18 protein-coding genes and 1 tRNA gene are annotated in these 20,565 nt (G+C 67.1%); 11 read left to right on the forward strand and 8 right to left on the reverse strand.

Features of this window, described 5'->3' with window-relative positions; genetic code table 11:
- Positions 1-37: 37 nt before the first annotated feature.
- The 4 genes from EV653_RS37070 to EV653_RS37085 are packed head-to-tail and all read left to right on the forward strand — an operon-like array spanning position 38 to position 4,734.
- Entirely contained in the window at positions 38-838 is an 801-nt protein-coding gene (locus tag EV653_RS37070) for a carbohydrate ABC transporter permease (RefSeq protein WP_238160698.1), read from the forward strand.
- Positions 823-1,647, forward strand: a complete 825-nt coding sequence (locus tag EV653_RS37075) for a carbohydrate ABC transporter permease (protein WP_238160699.1) — start codon at positions 823-825, stop codon at positions 1,645-1,647. The genes EV653_RS37070 and EV653_RS37075 overlap by 16 nt, the downstream gene beginning before the upstream one ends.
- Positions 1,644-2,273 carry a hypothetical protein gene (locus EV653_RS37080; RefSeq protein ID WP_134110585.1) on the forward strand — a complete coding sequence of 210 codons (630 nt, stop codon included), beginning with the start codon at positions 1,644-1,646 and terminating at the stop codon, positions 2,271-2,273. Before EV653_RS37075 ends, EV653_RS37080 begins: the two co-directional genes overlap by 4 nt.
- On the forward strand, positions 2,257-4,734 hold the full coding sequence (locus tag EV653_RS37085; protein WP_134110588.1) for a GH116 family glycosyl-hydrolase: 2,478 nt from the start codon (positions 2,257-2,259) through the stop codon (positions 4,732-4,734). Before EV653_RS37080 ends, EV653_RS37085 begins: the two co-directional genes overlap by 17 nt.
- A gap of 79 nt (positions 4,735-4,813) precedes the next feature.
- Here EV653_RS37085 and EV653_RS37090 read toward each other — a convergent pair whose 3' ends face one another.
- Positions 4,814-5,191, reverse strand: a complete 378-nt coding sequence (locus EV653_RS37090) for a DUF779 domain-containing protein (RefSeq protein ID WP_134110590.1) — start codon at positions 5,189-5,191, stop codon at positions 4,814-4,816.
- Positions 5,192-5,193: 2 nt separating this feature from the next.
- Positions 5,194-6,717, reverse strand: a complete 1,524-nt coding sequence (gene adh, locus EV653_RS37095; protein WP_134110592.1) for an aldehyde dehydrogenase — start codon at positions 6,715-6,717, stop codon at positions 5,194-5,196.
- An 83-nt stretch (positions 6,718-6,800) separates the two neighbouring features.
- On the opposite strand from adh, the gene EV653_RS37100 reads away from it, so the two are divergent.
- The 5 genes from EV653_RS37100 to EV653_RS37120 all read left to right on the forward strand — a co-directional run bounded on the left by EV653_RS37100 (position 6,801) and on the right by EV653_RS37120 (position 13,897).
- On the forward strand, positions 6,801-8,252 hold the full coding sequence (locus tag EV653_RS37100; protein ID WP_134110594.1) for a GAF domain-containing protein: 1,452 nt from the start codon (positions 6,801-6,803) through the stop codon (positions 8,250-8,252).
- Positions 8,253-8,335: 83 nt separating this feature from the next.
- Entirely contained in the window at positions 8,336-10,489 is a 2,154-nt protein-coding gene (locus tag EV653_RS37105) for a (Fe-S)-binding protein (RefSeq protein WP_134110596.1), read from the forward strand.
- Positions 10,490-10,577: 88 nt separating this feature from the next.
- Entirely contained in the window at positions 10,578-11,375 is a 798-nt protein-coding gene (locus EV653_RS37110; protein ID WP_134110598.1) for a hypothetical protein, read from the forward strand.
- A 99-nt stretch (positions 11,376-11,474) separates the two neighbouring features.
- Complete coding sequence (locus EV653_RS37115; RefSeq protein WP_134111025.1) at positions 11,475-13,046, forward strand: alkaline phosphatase D family protein; 1,572 nt, start codon at positions 11,475-11,477, stop codon at positions 13,044-13,046.
- A complete protein-coding gene (locus EV653_RS37120; protein WP_134110600.1) occupies positions 13,043-13,897 on the forward strand; it encodes a galactose-binding domain-containing protein in 855 nt (284 codons plus the stop codon). Before EV653_RS37115 ends, EV653_RS37120 begins: the two co-directional genes overlap by 4 nt.
- Here EV653_RS37120 and EV653_RS37125 read toward each other — a convergent pair.
- The 5 genes from EV653_RS37125 to EV653_RS37145 form a co-directional block, all read right to left on the reverse strand.
- Positions 13,885-15,225 (reverse strand): HAMP domain-containing sensor histidine kinase, encoded by a 1,341-nt coding sequence (locus EV653_RS37125; RefSeq protein ID WP_134110603.1) that lies wholly within the window; start codon positions 15,223-15,225, stop codon positions 13,885-13,887. The two genes, EV653_RS37120 and EV653_RS37125, sit on opposite strands and share 13 nt — an antisense overlap.
- On the reverse strand, positions 15,222-15,893 hold the full coding sequence (locus EV653_RS37130) for a response regulator transcription factor (protein WP_134110605.1): 672 nt from the start codon (positions 15,891-15,893) through the stop codon (positions 15,222-15,224). Before EV653_RS37130 ends, EV653_RS37125 begins: the two co-directional genes overlap by 4 nt.
- A gap of 57 nt (positions 15,894-15,950) precedes the next feature.
- Complete coding sequence (locus tag EV653_RS37135; RefSeq protein WP_134110607.1) at positions 15,951-16,583, reverse strand: hypothetical protein; 633 nt, start codon at positions 16,581-16,583, stop codon at positions 15,951-15,953.
- 189 nt (positions 16,584-16,772) lie between these two features.
- Positions 16,773-17,237, reverse strand: a complete 465-nt coding sequence (locus tag EV653_RS41850) for a hypothetical protein (RefSeq protein ID WP_202871998.1) — start codon at positions 17,235-17,237, stop codon at positions 16,773-16,775.
- Positions 17,238-17,349: 112 nt separating this feature from the next.
- Positions 17,350-17,423, reverse strand: a tRNA-Gly gene (locus EV653_RS37145).
- 322 nt (positions 17,424-17,745) lie between these two features.
- Between EV653_RS37145 and EV653_RS37150 the strand changes: the two genes are divergently transcribed.
- Both EV653_RS37150 and dcd read left to right on the forward strand, forming a co-directional pair.
- On the forward strand, positions 17,746-18,186 hold the full coding sequence (locus EV653_RS37150; RefSeq protein WP_134110609.1) for a MarR family winged helix-turn-helix transcriptional regulator: 441 nt from the start codon (positions 17,746-17,748) through the stop codon (positions 18,184-18,186).
- Between the two features lie 131 nt (positions 18,187-18,317).
- Positions 18,318-18,893: a dCTP deaminase gene (dcd, locus tag EV653_RS37155; RefSeq protein WP_134110611.1), complete on the forward strand. Its 576-nt coding sequence runs from the start codon at positions 18,318-18,320 to the stop codon at positions 18,891-18,893.
- A 55-nt stretch (positions 18,894-18,948) separates the two neighbouring features.
- On the opposite strand, the gene EV653_RS37160 is transcribed toward dcd, so the two are convergent.
- Positions 18,949-20,475, reverse strand: coding sequence for a hypothetical protein (locus EV653_RS37160; protein WP_134110613.1), 1,527 nt, complete (start codon positions 20,473-20,475; stop codon positions 18,949-18,951).
- Between the last annotated feature and the right edge of the window lie 90 nt (positions 20,476-20,565).

Consider the following 20,565-nt stretch of genomic DNA (forward strand, 5'->3'; position numbering starts at 1 on the left):
GGGCTACCTGTTCATCAGCCCTGCCGTCCTGCTCTTCGTGGTCTTCGTCGCCCTGCCACTGGTCGCGGCGTTCGGGCTGAGCCTGTTCCACTGGGATCTGCTGAGTACGCCGGAGTTCGCCGGGCTGGACAATTTCAAACAACTGGTCAGCGACGGCGCGACGATCCGGGCCGTGATCAACACCTTCGTGTTCGCGCTGGCATCGGTGGTGACGCACATCGGTCTGGGCATGCTGCTCGCGCTCGGCGTGCATCGGACGATGACGCGGGGGACGAAGTACTTCGTGCGGACGGCGTACTTCTTTCCGTTCCTGGTGTCGTGGGCCGCGGTCGCTTTGATCTGGAAGTACGTTCTGGATCCGGCCTTCGGGCTGGCGAACTACTACCTCTCGACCACGACGAACTGGTTGGCGTCCCCAACGTGGGCGCTGCCAACGCTGATCGTCGTCGACTGGTGGCACACGATCGGATACACGTTCATCATCCTGCTTGCCGGTCTGCAAACGGTGCCCGCCCAGTTGCACGAGGCAGCCCGGGTGGACGGCGCGAACGCGTGGTGGCGGTTCTGGAGCGTGACGTTGCCGGTGATGTCGCCGACGATCTTCTTCGCCACGGTGATCACGTTCATCGGCGCGTTCCAGATCTTCGACCCGATGGTGATCATGACGCAGGGCGGGCCGGACGGCGCGACCCGCAGCATCGTGCAGTACACCTACGAGAAGGGCTTCCAATCCTTCGAGGTCGGGTACGCCGCCGCACTGTCGCTCGTGCTGTTCGTGGTGATCATGATCGTCACCGGTCTGCAGTTCCGGCTGAGCCGACGGTGGGTCCATCAGTGAAGGGCAAGCTGCTCGACCTCATCCTGGTGCTCGGCGGGCTGCTGATGATCGCGCCGTTGGTCTGGCTGATCGTGAACGCGTTGTCGGAGCCGATCGACGCGTTCCAACTGCCACCGCAGTGGATCCCCCGGCCGCCGACACTGCAGAACTTCCAGCAGGTGCCGGATCTGATCCCGTTCGCGCAGATGGCCTGGAACAGTTTGCAGATCGCGGTGCTGACGACGGCGGGGGCCTTGCTCACCAGCGCGCTGGCGGCGTACGCGTTCAACCGGCTGCGGTTCCCGGGGCGTGATCAGATCTTCTCGGTGCTGCTCGCGGCCCTCGTCGTACCTGTTCAGCTGACTGTGGTGCCGATCTTCATCATGATGCGCTGGCTGCATCTGGTGGACACGACCGTGGCGATCTGGCTGCCGGCATTGGTGAACGTGTTCGGGATCTTCTTCCTGCGGCAGTACATCTCCTCGATCCCGCGGGAGCTGGACGAGGCCGCGATCATGGACGGCGCCGGCCACTTCTGGATCCTGTTCCGGGTGATCCTGCCGCTGGCTCGGCCGGGCCTGACCGCGCTGGGCATCTTCGTCTTCGAGGCGTCATGGAACAACTTCTTCTGGCCGTACATCTTCCTGTCGTCCCCGGAGAAGATGACGCTGCCTGTCGGGCTGGTCTCGCTGCAGGGCGCGATGGGCGGCGGTCCGGCCGTGGTCCTGTTCGCCGCGATCACACTGGTGGTGTTGCCGATCCTCGTACTGTTCCTGATCTTCCAGCGCTCCTTCATCGCCTCCATCGCGTCGACGGGCCTCCGCGCATGACCTACCTACCCAGTGCGTTCAAAGCCTTCTGGCACGAACTCCCGTTCCTGGCCGCGGCAGGTGTGCTGGTCTGCGCGGGCTCTGGTCTCGTCGTCCTCGTCAGTCCTGGCCTGTCGCCCCTCAGCCTTGTGCTGGGTGCGGTCCTGGTCGGACCGACGTGGGCGGCCGTGATTGCCACGACCGACTCCATCGTCCGCGACGATCATGGCGGCGTCCTGCTGCTACTTCAGAACCTCAAGCGCCACTGTCTTGCCGGCCTCGAGGTCGCCGGTGTGCCGGCGGTCGTCGCCGCACTCGCACTGCTCAACTGGCACGTGTATTCCGGTCCGCTGTTCGCAGTGCCGCTCGCAGTCAGCTGTTGTGCGGGCGTCCTGCTGCTCCTCGCCTCCTGCTACGCCTTCAGCCTGCGAGTCACCGCCGGTTTGCGTGGCAAGACGCTCTGGTTGGCTGCATTGCAACTAGTTGCACGTGCACCACTAGTGCCGCTCGGCGTACTCGCGCTCGCCTTCGTCGCTCTGCTCCTCGGCACCTCTGTGACTGCCTCGCTGCTTCTGCTCGCCCCCGGTCCGGTGGCGTTGTTCGCCTCTGCTGGTACATGGACGGAGAAACATGCACTACACCGGTGACAACCTTCGACACTTCGCCCTGCCGCTCGGTGGCCTTGGCACCGGCACGGTCGCGCTGGCCGGCAACGGTGCGCTGCGCCAGTGGCAACTACACAACATCGGCAACCACGAGGGACATGTGCCGGACAGCTTCTTCGCCCTTCGTCTCTCGCAGGTCGAGCCGCCGCTGGATGAGGTACGTCTGTTGCAAGGGCCGCCGCTGGAACCGACTGATACTCCGCTGGTGACCGACGACGTGGTGCCGGCTGGTGAGCGGCGGTTGCAGGAAGTCATCCCGCCGATCGGCCCGACCACGGTGACTGCGACGTACCCCCGGGCACGTGTGAACTACGAGACCGAGCTGCCTGTCCAGCTGAGCCTGGATGTCTTCAACCCGGTGGTGCCAAGCGATCCGACCGCCAGCTCGCAGCCGGTGGTGGCGTTCACGTTCACATTGCACAACCCCGGAGAGATCGCGCTGCACGGAAAGCTGGCCGGTGCGTTGCAGAACTCGGCCGGCTGGGACGGCGTCTCCCCCATCGACGGGGTCGCTTGCAGCCAATACGGCGGCAACACCAACCGCATCCGCCGTACGAGCGACTGGACGCACCTGGTCCTCGAGAAGACCACCCTGCCCGTCGACCATCCCGGTTCTGGGCAGCTGGTGCTCTCAACTGACACGGCTGATTCGCTCGCCCATCCGCAATGGTCCCGCCCCGAAGAATTCGTTGCCTTCCTCAACGGGCCGACCACGCCCGTCAGCGGCGCAAGCGCACCCGGCACGACGTGGAACGGAGGACTGGCCGTCCCGTTCAACCTGCAGCCGGGTGAGACCAAGCAGGTGCGGTTCCTGATCGCGTGGCACTTCCCGAACCGATATGTCGACTTCAACCAGTTCGGCCCGCACCCGGAGTACGGTCACAGCCGCTTCTGGCTCGGCAACGCGTACACCCGTCGTACGCCGGACGCCGTCGCCGCGGCCGAGTCCTTCATCGCTCAGTGGTCCGAGCAGGAGGCGCTGACTACTGCGTGGGTCGAGGCGTTCGAGTCGAGCAGTCTGCCTGGTGAGGCCGGATCACGGCTCGCTGCGCTCGTGGCCGACGTACGAAGCCCAACGGTGTTCCAGACCGCCGACGGCGACGTACTGGGGTTCGAGGGTGTGCTCGGTGCGTCGACGGCGATGTGGGGCGGCCGGTACGGCGGCTCGTGTCCGCTCAACTGCACGCACGTGTGGAACTACGAGCAGACGCTCTCCCGCCTCTTTCCCTCGCTGGAGCGGAACATGCGGGACACGGAGTACGACGTGATGCAGGCACCGGAGGGGTACATCCCGCACCGCGTCCGTGCGCCGCTCTACATGAAGCAGCTGTGGGACGTAGTGATCGGCGGCCCGGAGGAGCCCGCACTGGACGGCATGCTCGGCAGCGTGCTGAAGACCTACCGCGAGGTGCGTCAGGGCGCCGGTCTGGACTGGCTGGCTCGACGCTGGCCTCAGGTGGTCCGGTTGCTCGACCACATCCACGACAGGTGGCTGCGGGACGGCGTACTGCGTGGCATCCAGCCCAGCACACACGACATCGACCTGTGCGGCGTCAACTCGTTCATGGGCACGCTCTGGTTGGCGGCGTTGCGTGCTGCTGAGGAGATGGCGTTGCTGCTCGGTGAGGACTCCAAGGGTTTCAGAGCGCTCTTCGAGGCCGGCAGCACGGCGTACGACGAGCTGCTGTTCACCGGCGAGTATTACCGGCAGATCCTCGAGCCGGACGAGACCCGGGACTTCCAGTGGGGCGATGGCTGTCTCGCGGACCAGCTGATCGGGCAGTGGTGGGCGCACCAGCTCGAGCTCGGCCACATCCTTCCGGCTGACCACGTGCGGATCGCGCTGCGCAACGTCGTACGCCACAACCTGCGGACCGGGTTCCACGACTTCCACCACCCGTACCGTGTCTTCGCCGACGCCGACGACACCGGGCTCCTCATGTGCACATGGCCCCATGGCGGGCGCCCCGACGTACCGACCCGGTACTGCGACGAGGTGTGGACTGGATCGGAGTACCAGGTCGCGGCCCACTGCCTGTACGAAGGCCTCACCGACGAAGGCATGTCGGTCCTGAACGGCCTCTGGGCTCGGTACGACGGCACCCGCCGCAATCCCTTCAACCCGATCGAATGCGGCGACCACTACATCCGCAACGCCGCCGGCTGGTCCGTCCTGGAAGCCCTCACCGGCTACCACCACAACGCCCTCACCAAAACCATCACGTTCGCCCCACTGCCGATCGCCCGCTCAACCGACGCCTGGCACTTCCCCTTCACCACCGACACCGGCTGGGCCACCGCCACCCACTCCGCAGACAACCTCACACTCACGTGCCACGCAGGCTTCCTGGACCTCTCCACAGTCCTCATCGACGGCACCGAACACTCGATCGACACCCGCATCTATCCCGGAGAACCCTTCGTCATCCACCCGCGCGAGTGACGGTGACTTCGGGCAGATCCATCAACCAACTGAAGAGTGCCGGCCGCCCGGCAACGCCACCGGACGGTCGGCACTCGCTTTAGAGGAGGCCGAGCGCTGCGGACTCCTGGTCTGTGAAGAGGCGGGAGCGGATCAGGAAACGGATGCCCTCCGGGGCCTCCACCGAGAAGCCGCTGCCGCGGCCCTTGACCACGTCGACGGTGAGCTGGGTGTGCTTCCAGTACTCGTACTGGTTCGCGGACATCCAGAACGCGATCGGTGCGTCCAGACCGTCGACGACAAGGTCGCCGAGATGCACGTCCGCCGACCCCGTTCGAAATTCCCCGTCCGGGTAGCACATCGGCGAGCTGCCGTCGCAACAGCCACCGGACTGGTGGAACATCAGCGGACCGTGCATCTCGGTGAGGCGACGGAGCCAGTCCGCCGCCTCGTCCGAGAGCACCACCTTGTCGACCACGCTCAGAAGAACCCGAGCTTCGAAGGGCTGTAGCTGACCAGCAGGTTCTTGGTCTGCTGGTAGTGGTCGAGCATCATCTTGTGGTTCTCCCGGCCGATGCCGGAGTTCTTGTACCCGCCGAACGCCGCGTGCGCCGGGTAGGCGTGGTAGTTGTTCGTCCAGACCCGGCCGGCCTGGATCTCCCGCCCGGCCCGGTACGCCGTGTTGATGTCCCGCGACCAGACGCCCGCGCCCAGGCCGTAGAGCGTGTCGTTGGCGATCTTCATCGCGTCGGCGTAGTCGTCGAACCTGGTCACCGAGACGACCGGCCCGAAGATCTCCTCCTGGAAGATCCGCATCTTGTTGTCGCCCTCGAAGATGGTCGGCTGGATGTAGTACCCGCCGGCCAGGTCACCGTCCAGCTCCGCGCGAGCTCCGCCGGTCAGCACCTTCGCGCCCTCGGCCTGACCGATGTCGATGTAGGCGAGGATCTTCTCGAACTGGTCGTTGCTGGCCTGCGCGCCCATCATCGTCTCGGTGTCGAGCGGATTGCCCAGCTTGATCGCCTTGGTCCGCGCGGTCGCGTCAGCCAGGAAGTCGTCGTAGATCGACGCCTGGATCAGCGCCCGGGACGGGCACGTGCAGACCTCACCCTGGTTCAGTGCGAACATCGTGAAGCCCTCGAGCGCCTTGTCGTAGAAGTCGTCCTTCGAGGACGCGACGTCGGCGAAGAACACGTTCGGGCTCTTGCCGCCGAGCTCCAGCGTGACCGGGATGATGTTCTCCGACGCGTACTGCATGATCAGGCGGCCGGTCGTGGTCTCACCAGTGAACGCGACCTTGGCAACTCTGTTGCTTGAGGCAAGCGGTTTGCCGGCCTCGACGCCGAAGCCGTTGACGATGTTCAGCACACCGGGCGGCAGCAGGTCGTGGATCAGCTCCAGGAACACGTGGATCGACGCCGGGGTCTGCTCGGCCGGCTTCAGTACCACGGTGTTGCCGGCGGCCAGCGCGGGCGCCAGCTTCCAGGTCGCCATCAGGATCGGGAAATTCCACGGGATGATCTGCGCGACCACACCGAGCGGCTCGTGGAAGTGGTAGGCGATGGTGTCGTCGTCGATCACCGACACCGAGCCTTCCTGGGCCCGGAGCGCGCCGGCGAAGTACCGGAAGTGGTCGATCACCAGCGGCATGTCCGCGCCGAGCGTCTCGCGCACGGCCTTGCCGTTGTCCCACGACTCCGCGACCGCGAGCAGCTCGAGGTTGGCCTCGACCCGGTCGGCGATCTTGTTCAGGATGTTCGCCCGTTCGGCCGGTGAGGTGCGGCCCCAGGCGGGCGCGGCACCATGGGCGGCGTCGAGGGCGCGCTCGACGTCGTCCGCCGTACCGCGCGCGATCTCGGTGAAGTTCTCCCCGGTGACCGGAGACGGGTTCTCGAAGTACTGGCCCTTGGCCGGCGGCACCCACTCGCCGCCGATGTAATGCTCGTAGCGCGATTTGTAGGTGACCGGGCTGCCATCCTGCCCGGGAGCTGCGAAGATCGTCATAGGTCCTCCTCGGATACCCGACGGTGGGAACGACCCTAGGCAGCGGGACGTTGCACGGACGTTGCAGCGCGGAGTGAGGCGGTATGGACCAACCGGAGCAGGCCCGCCGGCTGAGCGGGTTGTACGACGAGGTGCTCGGCGGCATGCGGGCGCCGGATGCGCCGCGGGCGCTCGTCGCCGCGTCCTGGGAGCGCTCCCTCGCCGCAGCGGTCGACCCGGAGCTCGATCAGCCGCCGGTGGTCCTCGACCAGGAGATGGTCGAGACGTTGCGCGAGAACCATCCGCTCCGCGCCGTCCTGCCGGTGCTGCGGCAGACGCTGACGACGATCGCCGACGAGGCGTCACACATCATGATCGTCACCGATGCCCAGGGCATGATCCTGTGGCGCGAAGGCTCTGCCGAGGTCAAACGCCAGGCCGATCGCATCGCGCTCTCCGAAGGTGCGGTGTGGTCCGAGGACCAGATCGGCACGAACGGCATGGGTACGGCGCTGGCGGTCGGCGAGCCCGTCCAGATCCATTCGGCCGAGCACCTGGTACGCCGGATCCACGAGTGGACCTGTGCCGCCGCGCCGGTCCACGACCCCGACACGGGCAAGCTGCTCGGCGCGGTCGACGTCTCCGGACCGCTGCGCACGGTCCATCCCGCGATGGTCGCGCTGGTGACCGCGGCGGCCCAGCTCGCCGAAGGCCAGCTGAAGGTCCGGATGGCCGCGGCGGACGAGATGCTCCGCGCGCGCAACATGCGGCACCTGATGGCGCTCGGCGATGCACCGGGCGCGTTGCTGACCCCGACCGGCCGCGTGCTCGCCGTACAGCCGCTCGAATGGTTGCCCGACCGCCTCGTCGTACCCGAGGGCGCCGACCGCATCGATCTCGGCGACGGACGCGAAGGACTGATCGAGCGACTCGACGAGGGCTATCTGCTCCGCATGCCCGGTACGCCGGGACGCCGCTCGCGCCCCTCGCTCCAGCTGAAGCTGCTGGGGTCCGGCCAGCCGATCGCGGTGGTCGGCGGCCGCGAGATCGCGCTGACGTTGCGGCGGGCCGAAGTACTCGCACTGTTATTACTGCACCCGTCGGGTCTCACTGCGGAGCAGCTGATGCTCCAGCTGTACGGCGACGAGGGCAACCCGACGACTGTGCGCGCGGAGATGCACCGGCTACGCAATCTGCTCGGCGGCGGCGTACTCGACACCAAGCCGTACCGCATCATCGCCGACGTCACCGGAGACGTGACCCAGGTCCAGACCGCTCTGCGCCAGGGAAACCTGGACACCGCGCTCAGTCTGTACGCCGGTCCGCTCCTCGCCCGATCCGATGCCCCGGCTCTCCGAGCGGAGCGCGACGAACTCGACGCCACCATCCGCCGCGCTGTCCTCGACACGCACAGTCCGGACGTCCTGTGGCAGTTCGCCCAGACGACCACCGGCGCGGAGGACGTCGAGATCTTCGAGTCGCTGGCCGCCGTACTGCCGACGGACGATCCACGCCGCGCCGCGGTCGCCGCACGTCTCGCCCGGCTGCTCGACTGAGCACAACGTGACACACAACACGCGGGCGTGATGATGACCGCAAGCACATGACTGACGAGTAACCAACCAATAACATCGCTGGTATGCAGATCCTCGCCATCGTCGTCTCGCTCGCGGTGACGCTCGTCGCCGTTGCGCTGTTCGGCAAGACGATCGGGCACATCGTGTCCGTCATCAAGCTCGGACAGCCGGCCGGCCGGACCGACAACCCAGGCAAGCGGACCGCCACCCTGGCCAAGGAGACCCTCGGCCACACCCGGATGCTGCAGTGGAGTCACATCGGGGTGATGCACTGGTTCGTCGCGTTCGGGTTCATCGGACTGTTCCTGACCCTGGTGACGGCGTTCGGCCAGCTGTTCGACCCGCACTGGGCGTTGCCGGTCATCGGCCACTGGTTCGTGTTCGAGTGGGTCAGCGAGGCCCTCACCTGGACCGGTCTGGTCTCGATCATCGGGCTGATCCTGATTCGGCTGCGTCATCTGCCGAACGGCTCAGAGGGTCGCTACAGCCGGTTCTACGGTTCGACGTCCTGGCAGGCGTACTACGTCGAGTACACGATCCTCGGCGTACTGGTCTGCATCCTGCTGCTCCGCGGACTCGAGTACCAACTCGGCGACGGTGACAAGTTCCACTTCCCGATGACGTTCTTCATCGGGTCCGGGCTGTTCGGCGGGCTGAGCGAGCACGGACTCGAGAACGCGATCTACCTGGTCGCGATGATCAAGATCCTGATCTCGTTCGCGTGGATGATCACGATCTCGCTGAACGCGACGATGGGTGTGGCCTGGCACCGGTTCACCGCCTGGCCGAACATCTGGTTCAAGCGCAAGGCAGACGGCGGTACGGCGCTGGGCGCGCTGCAGCCGATCATGGTCAACGGCGCACCGATCGACTTCGAGAACATCGACGAGCTCGACGAGGACGCGGCGCTGGGCGTCGGCAAGGTCGAGGACTTCACCTGGAAGGGCCTGCTCGACTTCACCACCTGCACCGAGTGCGGCCGCTGCCAGTCGCAGTGCCCGGCCTGGAACACCGACAAGCCGTTGTCGCCGAAGCTCATCATGATGAACCTGCGCGAGCACGCGTACGCCAAAGCGCCGTACCTGCTGGCGAGCGACGACGACACCCGCAAGTCGCTGCCGGAGCTCGTGCTCGCCGAGCAGGACAAGCCGTTGGTCGGTCCCGCGGATGTTGCGGTCATCGACGAGGACGCGCTGTGGGCCTGTACGTCGTGTGGCGCGTGCGTGCAGCAGTGCCCCGTCGACATCGAGCACGTCGACGCGATCATGGACATGCGCCGGTACCAGGTGCTGATCGAGTCGTCGTTCCCGTCCGAGCTCAACGGGTTGTTCAAGGGCCTGGAGAACAAGGGCAACCCGTGGAACATGAACCCGTCCGGCCGGATGGACTGGGCCAAGGACCTGCCGTTCGAGGTCAAGCAGGTCGGCACGGACGTCGAGTCGCTGGACGAGGTCGAGTACCTGTTCTGGGTCGGCTGCGCCGGCGCGTTCGAGGATCGCGCGAAGAAGACCACCCAGGCGGTGGCCGAGCTGCTGAACATCGCCGGCGTGACCTTCGCCGTACTCGGTGACGGCGAGACCTGCACCGGAGACCCGGCCCGGCGGTCCGGCAACGAGTTCGTCTTCCAGCAGCTGGCGATGCAGAACGCCGAGGTCTTCAAGGAGACCAAGGTCCGCAAGGTCGTCTCCACCTGCGCGCACTGCTTCAACACGTTGAAGAACGAGTACTCGCAGCTCGGTGTCGAGCTCGACGTCATCCACCACACCCAGCTGCTCAACCGCCTCGTCCGCGACGGCAAGCTGACCCCGGTCGCGCCGGCGGACAGCTCGCTCAACGGCCAGACGATCACCTACCACGACCCGTGCTACCTCGGCCGCCACAACCAGGTGTACGACGCCCCCCGCGAGCTGCTCGACATCATCCCGGGAGCGCAGTACGCCGAGATGCCGCGCAACCAGACGAAGTCGTTCTGCTGCGGCGCGGGCGGTGCCCGGATGTGGATGGAAGAGAAGCTCGGCACCCGCATCAACCTCAACCGCACCACCGAGGCGGTCGAGACCGGCGCCGACAAGATCGCCACCGGCTGCCCGTTCTGCCGGGTCATGCTGTCCGACGGCCTCACCGCGAAGCAGGCGGACGGCTCGGCCCGCGAGTCCGTCGAGGTCCAGGACGTCGCCCAGCTGCTGCTCGCCTCTGTAAAGCGTGGCGAAAGCTGACCTGCAACTAGCTGCAAATCTCTTCCTCCCCAGGTGGTCCAGACCGTAAGATCCGACGGCTGCGCATCACCTGGGGAGGACAAAGTCCATGAAGTACCGCGCTGCGGTGGCCACGCTGGCCGCCGTACCACTCGCTCTCGGCCTGGCCGCCTGCGGCAACAGCGACCCGAAAGCCACCGGCTACCGCCCGTCGATCCCGGCCGAGACACCGACCGCGGTCACCACCAAGACCGCACCGCCGATCGTGAAGGCTCCGGCCGCCCGCTTGAACCGGGTCACCTTCGTCCCGGCGATGAACTCCGCGCTGACCAAGCAGAAGTCGTGGCGCATCGTCGGCAAGATGACCGTGGACGGCACGACCGTGATGACCATGGACGGCTTCCAGACCGCGAAGCCGCCGGCCGCGTCGCTGACGATGACCGGCGGCGCGTTCGGGGGCAAGAGCTTCAAGGTGCTGGCGATCGGGAAGACCGCCTACCTGTCGATCCCGGGGATGACCCCTGCCGGCAAGTACCTGAAGGTCACGGGCGCGCAGGCCGGTGACGTGGGCCAAATGCTCGACGGCGGCGACCCGACCAAGATCGTCAAGTCGTTCGGCGGGGGCGTCGGCAGCGTGAATTTCGTCCGCTCGGAGCGGATCGACGGCGAGCTGCTCGACCGGTACGACGTCTCGATCAGCACCGCCAAGGCGCTCAACCTGCAGGGCAGGAAGCTGCCCGCCGGAGCACCCAGGACCATCACGTACAAGCTGTGGATGGACAAGTCCCACCTGGTCCGCCGGATGACCTTCGAGCTCGAGGGCCTGTCGATGGTGATGACCATGTCCGACTACAACAAGCCGGTCCACATCACCACCCCACCCGCCTCGAAGATCGTCACCCGCTGAGGCCGGATGCGGTCATATCCCCACCCGATTGTGTGAACTTCTCGTAATCTCCCGTTACGGATGTGATCACCTCTCGATGATCGGGTGGGGCCTGTGCCGATGCGGAGTAGTCGACGAAGCTTTCTGACAGCGACCGGGGCGGCGGCAGCGCTCGCGCTGACCGGCAGTCTCCCGGAGATCAAGAGTGCCGCGGCCGGCTGGACCGGCCGTCCGGACCGGCGGGACCCGTTCACGCTCGGCGTCGCGTCCGGCGATCCGCTCCCGGACGCGGTCGTGATCTGGACCCGGCTCGCGCCGGATCCGCTCGCGCCGTTCGGCGGGATGGATCGCCGCCCGGTCGACGTGGAGTGGCAGGTCGCGGAGGACGAGCACTTCCGTCGCGTCGTCCGCCACGGTGCGGTGAAGGCCGGTCCCGAAGCGAGTCACTCGGTCCACGTCGACGTCCGCGGGCTGCGTCCGTGGCGGCACTACTGGTACCGCTTCCGCGTGAACGGTCACCTCAGCCCGGTCGGCCGGACGAAGACCGCGCCGACCGCCGACACCGAGCTGTCGAAGCTTTCTCTGGCGTTCGCGTCCTGCCAGGCGTGGTGGGAGGGCTGGTACACGGCGTACGCAGATCTGGCGCAGCGCGACCACGACGTCGTGTTCTTCCTCGGCGACTACATCTACGAGTTCGGCATCGACCGCGGCATCCGCCCGCACTCGAACGAGCCGTACATCACCCAGCAGACCGTGACGCTGGACGAGTACCGGCAGCGCTATGCGGCGTACAAGCTGGACGCGGATCTCCAGACCGCGCACGCGAACGCGCCCTGGATCGTCACGCTCGACGACCACGAGGTGGTCGACAACTGGGCCGACGAGGCGCATCCGAGCGCTCCGCCCGCGCAGTTCCGCGTACGCCGCGCCAACGCGTTCCGCGCGTACTGGGAGCACATGCCGCTGCGGCTGGCGCAACTGCCGACAGGCCCGGACATGCAGCTCTACCGGCGGATCAAGTACGGGCGGCTCGCGGAGTTCAACGTGCTGGACACGCGGCAGTACCGATCGGACCAGGCGTACGGCGACGGCACGAAGGCGCCCGGACCGGAGACCGCCGATCCGGCCCGCACGATCACGGGGGACGCGCAGGAGAAGTGGTTGCTCGACGGCTGGTCGGCGTCGCAGGCGCGGTGGAACGTGATGGCGCACCAGACCGCGATCGCCCGCCTCGACACCAAGGACGGGCCGGAGGTGCTCGTCCCGATGGACACCTGGGACGGGTACGAGGCGTCGCGGAACCGGATCCTCGGTGGCGCCGCGCAGCGCAAGGTCCGCAACCTCGTGTCGATCGCCGGCGACCTGCACCGCAGCGTCGCGTCGGATCTGAAGCTCGACTTCACCGATCCGGCGTCGGCGACCGTCGGCGCGGAGTTCGTCGGTACGTCGATCTCGTCCGGGATGGACGGCGAGGACCTGGATGCGGGTGGGGCCGCCTTGCTGCGGGAGAACCCGCACATGAAGTTCGGCAACTTCCAGCGCGGCTACGTCAGCTGCACGATCACACCGCAGCAGTGGGTCTCGGACTACCGCGTCGTCGACAAGGTGTCGGTCCAGCACGGCACTGTCAGCACCCGCGCCAAGCTCCTCGTCGAGGACGGCCGCCCCGGCATCTCGGAGGTCCAGGAATGAACATCCCCCGGCAGACCGTGATCGCGGCCGGCACGCTCGTGGCGGCCGCGCTGCTCGGCTCCAGCTCGGTGCCCAAGGCAACTACTTCGGACGTGGCGGTGAGCATCGCTCCGGAGCAGCTGAGCGTCGTCGGCCTCCCGTGCTTCCCCGGCCTGCTCAACCTGACGATGACCAACACCGGCTCGCAGGACCGGTACGCCGACCTCACGCTCGACCCGACCGGCCCGCTGCAACTGTCGCGCACCTTGTTCTCGTCCTGGCTGCCCGCACTCGATCCCGACCAGCCGGTCTCTGCGCCCGTGGAGGTCCGCGTACCGCGCGACGCCAAGCCCGGCTCGTACACGATCGGCGTCGAGGTCGACCGCAAGCGCGTGACCGTACCGGTGACCGTCACCCCGCTACCGCCGAAGGGTCCAGGCGACAACCTCGCGCTCGGCGAGCAGGCGACAGCATCCTCCACCCACGGCAACTTCACCCTCTGCGGCGCCGTCGACGGCGACAAGGACTCCGAGCACTGGGACACGCTGACCGGCTGGAACGACGGCACCCGCGCCGCCTTCCCCGACACGTACGATGTGGCTCTGTCGACGCCGGCCACCATCAACAGGGTCGAGCTCTACACGCTGGACTCCGCGAAGTACCCGGCCCGCGTCAACGGCCTCAAGGACTGGGACGTCCAGGTCAAGTCCGGCGGCACCTGGCAGACCGTAGCCCAGGTCCGCGGCAACACCGTCGGACACGTCACCTCCACGTTCACCCCCGTCCAGGCGGACGCCGTCCGCATCCTCTGCCTCGACGGCAACGACCACACGTACTCCCGCATCGTCGAACTCGAGGTCTACGGAAGCTGACAGACCGGCAGCTTCAGACGGAGCAGGGCACCGGTCCGGGACGGCACGGCTTCGGCCGTCCCGCCATGCGCCTCGGCGACCTGCCGGACGATGGCCAGACCTAGCCCGGAGCCGGGATGCGCACGGGCGGCGGGCGAACGGTAGAAGCGGTCGAAGACGAACCTGAGGTCGCTGTCGGGGATCCCCGGGCCGGCGTCCGCGACATCGAGAGCGCCCGCCTCGAGGCTGATCAGGACCCTGCCGCCAGGCGGGCTCCACTTCACGGCGTTGTCGACGAGGTTCGCAACGGCGCGTTCCAGGGCGTCAGGATCGCCGTGGACGAGGGTGGGCGCACACGCCAGATCGAATCCGATCTCTGTTGCCCGGCGTGCCGCCCGGGCCGCGACGCGCTCCGCGACCAGATCGAGACGGACGTCCTCGGTGTGGAAAGCGGGTTGACCGTAGCGGGCGAGGTCGACCAGGTCATTGATCAGTGTCCTGAGTTCGCCGGCCTGGCCGAGCGCTTCGGCAGCCAGGTGCGGGGCCTGGGTGTCGGCCAGGTTCTCGGCCAGGAGCTCGAGATTCACGGTCAGGCTCGTGAGTGGTGTGCGCAGTTCGTGCGACGCATCTGCGACCAGGCGCCGCTGGGCACCGACGGAGTCGTCCAGCGCGGCGGTCATCCCTGCGAACGCGGAGCCGAGCCGGCCGATCTCGTCCTGGCTGTCGGTGGGGATCGGGATGGCCAGGTCTCCGGTCGTGCGGATCAGTTCGACAGTCTCCGTGAGCCGGCGCACCGGGCGCAGTACGCGGCGTGCCGCCAGGCGTGAGGCGAGTGCGGCCAGGAGTCCTGCGGCTACCGTCGATCCGGCGAGCAGCCAGGCGAGTTGGTGCAGGGTAGGCGCCGGATCGGATTGCGGGATCGCTGTGCGCACGAGCGTTCCGGGTGCCCCTGGGAAGGGGGCGGTGTAGATGCGGTAGGCGACACCGTCGTACACCGCCGTACGGAAGTAGGCAGCGGCCGTTCCTTTCGCCACCTCGACGTCGCGGGCGGTGACGTCGACGAACTCCGTCGACGGCCCGGCCCGGACCGGGTCCGGCACGATCTGCAGCTGGGTACTCCCGATGCCCAGCGGAACACTCGGGAAGGACGATTCGTTGGCCGTCCCCTTGAACTTCTCCTTGATGGCTTTGGCCACGTCCGGGGCCTTTCCGGCCGCGGCCACCAGCGAGCTGTCGATCTGGCCACGGAGGTTGGCCTCTACGGCCGGGTACAGAACCACCGACACGAGCAGCATCGCGCCCGCGGCGATGGAGCCTCCGGCGATGGCCAGCCGGGTGCGCAGGTTCACGGCTCCTCACGCAGGACGTACCCGAGGCCGCGCACCGTCTGGATCAGTCTGCTGCCGCCGTACGCTTCGAGCTTCCTGCGCAGGTAGCTGATGTAGACCCATAGCGCGTTCGACTCCGGGCCGAAGTCGTAGCCCCACACCGACTCGAAGATCTGGGTCCGGCTGAGCACCCGTTCGGGATTGCGCAAGAACAGCTCCAGCAGGGACAACTCTGTCTTGGTCAGCTCGAGGCGCCGACCGGCGCGTTCGACCCGACGGCCGCTCAGGTCCAGATCGACGTCGGCGAAGTGCAGCACCTCGGCTCGTGCGCCGCTACGCCGCAGCAGGGCTCGAAGCCGAGCCCGCAACTCCTCCAGCGCAAAGGGCTTCGCCAGGTAGTCGTCGGCCCCCGCGTCGAGCCCGGCGACCCGGTCGGTGACCAGATCCCGGGCCGTGAGCATCAGGATCGGCGTGTCGTGCCCGCCCGAACGCAGCCGCCGGCAGACCTCGAGGCCGTTCGGTTCGGGCATGAGGACGTCGAGCACCACCGCGTCCGGACGGAAGACACCGTGCTCGGCGAGGGCGGACGACCCGTCCATGGCGGATGCCACGTCGTACCCGTCCCGGCGCAACGCACTCTCCAACGACCGCCGTACCGCCGGGTCGTCGTCCACGACAAGTATCCGCATGGTCGTCCATCCTCGCCGTCAATCATGAAGGTCTGATGAGGTCAGACACAACGGCTGTCAGCCGTTGACCAAGGACTGCTTCAGCTCTCCCAACGCGGTCATGAGGCGGTCAGGGCTGACTCCGAGAGAGGCGGCGACCTGACGGAAGCCCTTGGAGGTCGGAGTGATGCCGTTCGGTGCCGACACCAAGGTGATCAGGGCGGCCTTGGCCTTGGCTTGCGAGACGCCGAGCTTCGCCGCCAACTGTGCCGCCGCGGCGTTCGACGCGAACGGCGAGTTCTTCGGGTCCCCTTCGCCCTTGCCCTTGGGCTCCTTGTCGCCGGCACGAGGGCGCCCGGGCTGGAGTAACAGCGGTTCCACGGCTGCTTTGACCCGGGAAACTGGCAGCCCCAGATTGGCCGCGACCGCCGCGACGAATGCCTGCGGCGTCACGTTGGTCCGGCCGGCCAGTGACCGCTTCGCGGCGACCAGCGCGGCGGTGAGCCGGTCGGTCGTCACCCCGAGCTTCGCCGCGATCCTGGCGAAGTCGGCATCCGCGGTCGGCTTGGACTTCCCGTCCGCCTTTGCCGCGGCACCGGATTTCGCAGCGGGTTTCGGATCCGAACCGGACGTCCCCGCCGACGCCGTACCGGTCGTGGCCAGCGCAGCGAGCACGACCGTGGCCACGATCCGCTGTGAGCGTTTCATCATCGTGAGTCCCCTTCGTCCACAGAGCGCGCCGGTCGAGAACCGGCGCCGTGGGAACAACACAAACAGCGCGCCCTCAGGTGTGGTTTCAGCCAGCTTTAGAGCTTCCTTAGAAACGCGGCCGCGCTACGGAACTGAACAACACGAACGGTTGGCCCGGGCAACGGTTTCCGCCTGGGTCAACCGTTTGAATCAGCCGAGCGCCGGGAGCAGGGTCGCGAGCAGGACCAGAGCGAAGATTCCCCCGACCACGCCGAGGAGCGTGCCGATACCCTTCCGCTTCACCTTGCTGTGGCCGATGCTCCCGGACGTGAACTGGTGGTACGGCGACGCGTAGAAGACCGGCACCGCCTGGTTGGGCTGCACCGTGCAGTCGAGCGCGGCCTTGCCATAGGTGCGAATCCACTGCGAGTGGATGTCGATGTGCAGCGGTCCGGCAAGGACCGGGATGTCGTTCCGTCCGTACTTGACCGGCACCGGATAACCGTTCAGATGCACCGTCGGCGGAATCATGTTGGACGTCAACGCGCTGCCCTGGATGGTCAGGTGCAGCATCCCCATCGGACCCTGCGGCGGGTACTGCTGCTGCGGCTGGTACTGCTGCGGTTGGTACTGAGGTGGCTGGAACTGGGGCGGCGGCTGCTGCGGGTAGCTCATGCCGCCAAACGATAGAGCGTGTCAGGAGCGTCACGGGCACACGACCGGTTCCAGGTCACTGACATGACTCAGCCCCGGGACGGAAACCTGCTTCCGACCCGGGGCTGAGGTGTGGAGCGGGTGACGGGAATCGAACCCGCACTGTCAGCTTGGGAAGCTGATGTTCTGCCATTGAACTACACCCGCGCGTCCGCCGGATCTCCCGGCAGCAGTGACGAGGATAGCCGATCACGGGGCTCGCAACCACGCCGGGTCCGCGCGTCGGTTGTTGCGCGGTCAGCGGCTTGTCCGCAGAAGGTGCCGAATGCATCGAAAAGAGGGGTACGGACGGTTTGCGCCGGGGGTTCTTGGGCAGTTTTCCACAAAGGGCGCGTTCAGGACTGGGCAGGTACGTCATCTTCTGGCAGATTAGAACGCGTTGCCGGGGGCAACATTCGACGCAACGTGAGGACGCGGTCCTCCGGACCGGACAAGATGGTTGCGGGGCAACTGGATGAAGGGGTGAACGGTGGCAACAGACACAAGTGACGCGGTGGACAACCTCGAGAAGGAGCTCGTCACGTTGGCACGGCGGCTGCGGGGTCTGCAGCGGACGCTGTCCGACGAGGCGCACCCGGACCTGGAGCCGGCGCAGTACGCGTTGCTGAACCACGTCGAGGACCTGGCGCCGGTGCGGATGGCCGACCTGGTGGCAGCACTCGAGGTGGACAAAGGTCCGGTCAGCCGGGCCTGCGCGCGACTCGAGGAAGAGGGTCTGCTGAAGCGTGCCGCCGACAAGTCGGACGCGCGGGCGACCCTGCTGACACTGACCGCGGCCGGCAAGCGCAAGCTGACGGCGGCCCGGAAGAAGCGGCACAAGGTGATCGAGGACCTGCTCAAGGACTGGTCGCCGGCCCAGGTGAAGACCTTCGCCAGCCAGGTGTCGAAGTTCAACAAGCTGTCCGACTGAGGTAGTTGCCTCAGGCCCAGGTTGGTGGTGCGATCCTGCCGGAGAGCTGAGGGCTCCGGACGACTTCACCACCAGCCCGCGGGAAGGGCCTGACGCTGTGCGGATGAGCAGCACGCTGCTAACGTGCGACCGTGCTGCTCTCCGACCGTGACATCCTGGCCGAGCTCGACGCGAAGCGGGTCCACCTGGACCCGTTCGATGCTGCGATGGTGCAGCCGTCGAGTGTCGACGTGCGGCTGGACCGGTTCTTCCGGGTGTTCGAGAACCACAGATACCCGCACATCGACCCCGCCGAGGAACAGCCGGATCTGACCCGGCTGGTCGAACCGGACGGCGAGGAGCCGTTCATCCTGCATCCCGGTGAGTTCGTCCTGGGATCGACGTACGAGCTGGTCACGCTCCCCGACGACGTCGCGGCCCGCCTCGAGGGCAAGTCTTCGCTCGGCCGGCTGGGGCTGCTGACGCACTCGACGGCCGGCTTCATCGACCCGGGCTTCTCCGGGCACGTGACGCTGGAGCTGTCGAACGTCGCGACACTGCCGATCAAACTCTGGCCGGGGATGAAGATCGGCCAGCTCTGCTTCTTCCGCCTCTCCTCCCCCGCGGAACACCCGTACGGCTCGGAGAAGTACGGCTCCCGCTACCAGGGCCAGCGCGGCCCGACGCCGTCCCGCTCCTACCGCAACTTCCACCGCAGCGACGTCTGACCACAGAAAAGTAAGGCCCGGGACGAGAGTCCCGGGCCTTTACGTCTGACAGCGATCAGGCGGTCGCCTTGACGAAGATGCAGACCGACTCGAGATCCGACGAGTCGTTGCCGGTCGGCAACTGCCGGTAGACGCCTCCGAACGGCGAGACGGCAACGGGCGACTCCTGCTTGCCGTTGTAGAGGGTCAGGCCCAGGTCGCCGTTGCCCGGCGTGCCGTTGTCCGACGGGGAGTCGCTCTCGGACGGGGTGTCACCGGTCGACGGGCTGTCACCTGACGAGGGCGTGACACCGGACGAGGGCGTGTCACTCGAGCTCGGGCCGCCCGACGGCGCCGCGCTCGGCAGGTCCTGGCCGGACTTCGCGTCGAGCAGCACCGGCTGCGCCTCGGCCTTCGCGTACACGACACCGTGGTATGCGGCCGTCACGGTGGGCACGACCCGGCTTCCGGACTTGCTGGTGAAGCCCCAGACCTTCTTGCCGGTCGCGTCGTCGAAACCCATGATCTCCTGCGGGCCTTGGGAGATCGTCGTGGTGGCGCAGACGACCGAGGTCGCCTGGTCCGCGTAGCAGGCAATGGTGGTGTCGGACTCGAACGGGACCGCGGGCACCGTCTGCACCATCGCGCCGGTCGACAGATCGACCGAGATGATCGCCTCGGCGGTCGTCCCCTGGCCGTAGTTCGTGTACCTCGAGCCGTAGAAGTACGCGTGCTTGGCAGCGCCGGCGACCGGCTTCAGCACACCCTCCTTGGCCGGGATCTGCTTGGTGACCTTCCCGCTCGCACCGTCGACGAGCAGGACCATGGCGTCCTGGGAGTTCTCGCCCGGGCTGGCGGCCTTCGCGCCCGCGACCACGCCGTTGGCTACGGCGGCCGCGATGATGCCCGGCACGACCGTCGACTTCTGCGTCTTCGGGTCCGCGAAGACCGTCATCTCGATGCTTTTCACGGACACGCTCCCGGCCGCCGACACTCCGACGGCGACCTGCCCGGTCTCCGGGTCGTACGCGGTGTTCATCAGGCTCGGGGAGCCGACCGCGCCGTCGCCCTCACCCTGCACCGTGCTCACCGGCGTGGACACCTCGCCGATCTTCTTGCCGGACATCACGTCGATCCACTGGACGACGACCAGGCCCTTCGGCTTCTGCGTGCCGTTGCCCTTGTCGGTCTCGGCGTAGGCAACCACCGCGACATCCTTGCCGTCGATCTTGGCCGCCATCGGCTTGCTGGCGCCGCTGACTGTGGTGGTGTCGGCCGCCTTCGACGGGATCATCCACTGGTTGTTCGGATTGGCGACGTCGTGCCCGCTGAGGCCGGCAAAGCCGCCGATCAGCGCGACCTGGCCGGCGATGCCCATCTGGGCCTCGTCGAGACTCGAGCGTCCTTGGTAGTCGGCCGACGGGAACGCTGCCGCGACGGTGAGCGCCTTGGGCGGATCGAAGGACGGGACCGTCGGAGTCGACGGTGTGGCGGAGGTGGTGGACTGACCGCCGTTGCCGGAGCCCGAGTCGGATTTCTTGTCGCTGCCGCCGCAACCGGCCACGAGGATCAGGGCGGCGGTGACGGCTGTAGTTGCCACCATCGGGCGCAACATCGTTGGTAACTCTCCCCAAGGTCGACCGAGAATGATCGACTGAACGCTAGCAGTGTCCATGGGTCGGCCCGGCAGTTA

Source organism: Kribbella pratensis, from assembly GCF_004365355.1.
GTDB lineage: Bacteria > Actinomycetota > Actinomycetes > Propionibacteriales > Kribbellaceae > Kribbella.

Excerpts from the sequence above, each read along its gene's own strand:
- EV653_RS37120 (WP_134110600.1), top strand. The coding sequence starts at position 13,043 with ATGAACATCCCCCGGCAGACCGTGATCGCGGCCGGCACGCTCGTGGCG.
- EV653_RS41850 (WP_202871998.1), bottom strand. The coding sequence starts at position 17,237 with ATGAGCTACCCGCAGCAGCCGCCGCCCCAGTTCCAGCCACCTCAGTAC.
- adh (WP_134110592.1), bottom strand. The coding sequence starts at position 6,717 with ATGACGATCTTCGCAGCTCCCGGGCAGGATGGCAGCCCGGTCACCTAC.
- EV653_RS37115 (WP_134111025.1), top strand. The coding sequence starts at position 11,475 with ATGCGGAGTAGTCGACGAAGCTTTCTGACAGCGACCGGGGCGGCGGCA.
- EV653_RS37105 (WP_134110596.1), top strand. The coding sequence starts at position 8,336 with ATGCAGATCCTCGCCATCGTCGTCTCGCTCGCGGTGACGCTCGTCGCC.
- EV653_RS37130 (WP_134110605.1), bottom strand. The coding sequence starts at position 15,893 with ATGCGGATACTTGTCGTGGACGACGACCCGGCGGTACGGCGGTCGTTG.
- EV653_RS37135 (WP_134110607.1), bottom strand. The coding sequence starts at position 16,583 with ATGATGAAACGCTCACAGCGGATCGTGGCCACGGTCGTGCTCGCTGCG.
- EV653_RS37100 (WP_134110594.1), top strand. The coding sequence starts at position 6,801 with ATGGACCAACCGGAGCAGGCCCGCCGGCTGAGCGGGTTGTACGACGAG.
- EV653_RS37085 (WP_134110588.1), top strand. The coding sequence starts at position 2,257 with ATGCACTACACCGGTGACAACCTTCGACACTTCGCCCTGCCGCTCGGT.
- EV653_RS37110 (WP_134110598.1), top strand. The coding sequence starts at position 10,578 with ATGAAGTACCGCGCTGCGGTGGCCACGCTGGCCGCCGTACCACTCGCT.
- EV653_RS37080 (WP_134110585.1), top strand. The coding sequence starts at position 1,644 with ATGACCTACCTACCCAGTGCGTTCAAAGCCTTCTGGCACGAACTCCCG.
- EV653_RS37160 (WP_134110613.1), bottom strand. The coding sequence starts at position 20,475 with ATGGTGGCAACTACAGCCGTCACCGCCGCCCTGATCCTCGTGGCCGGT.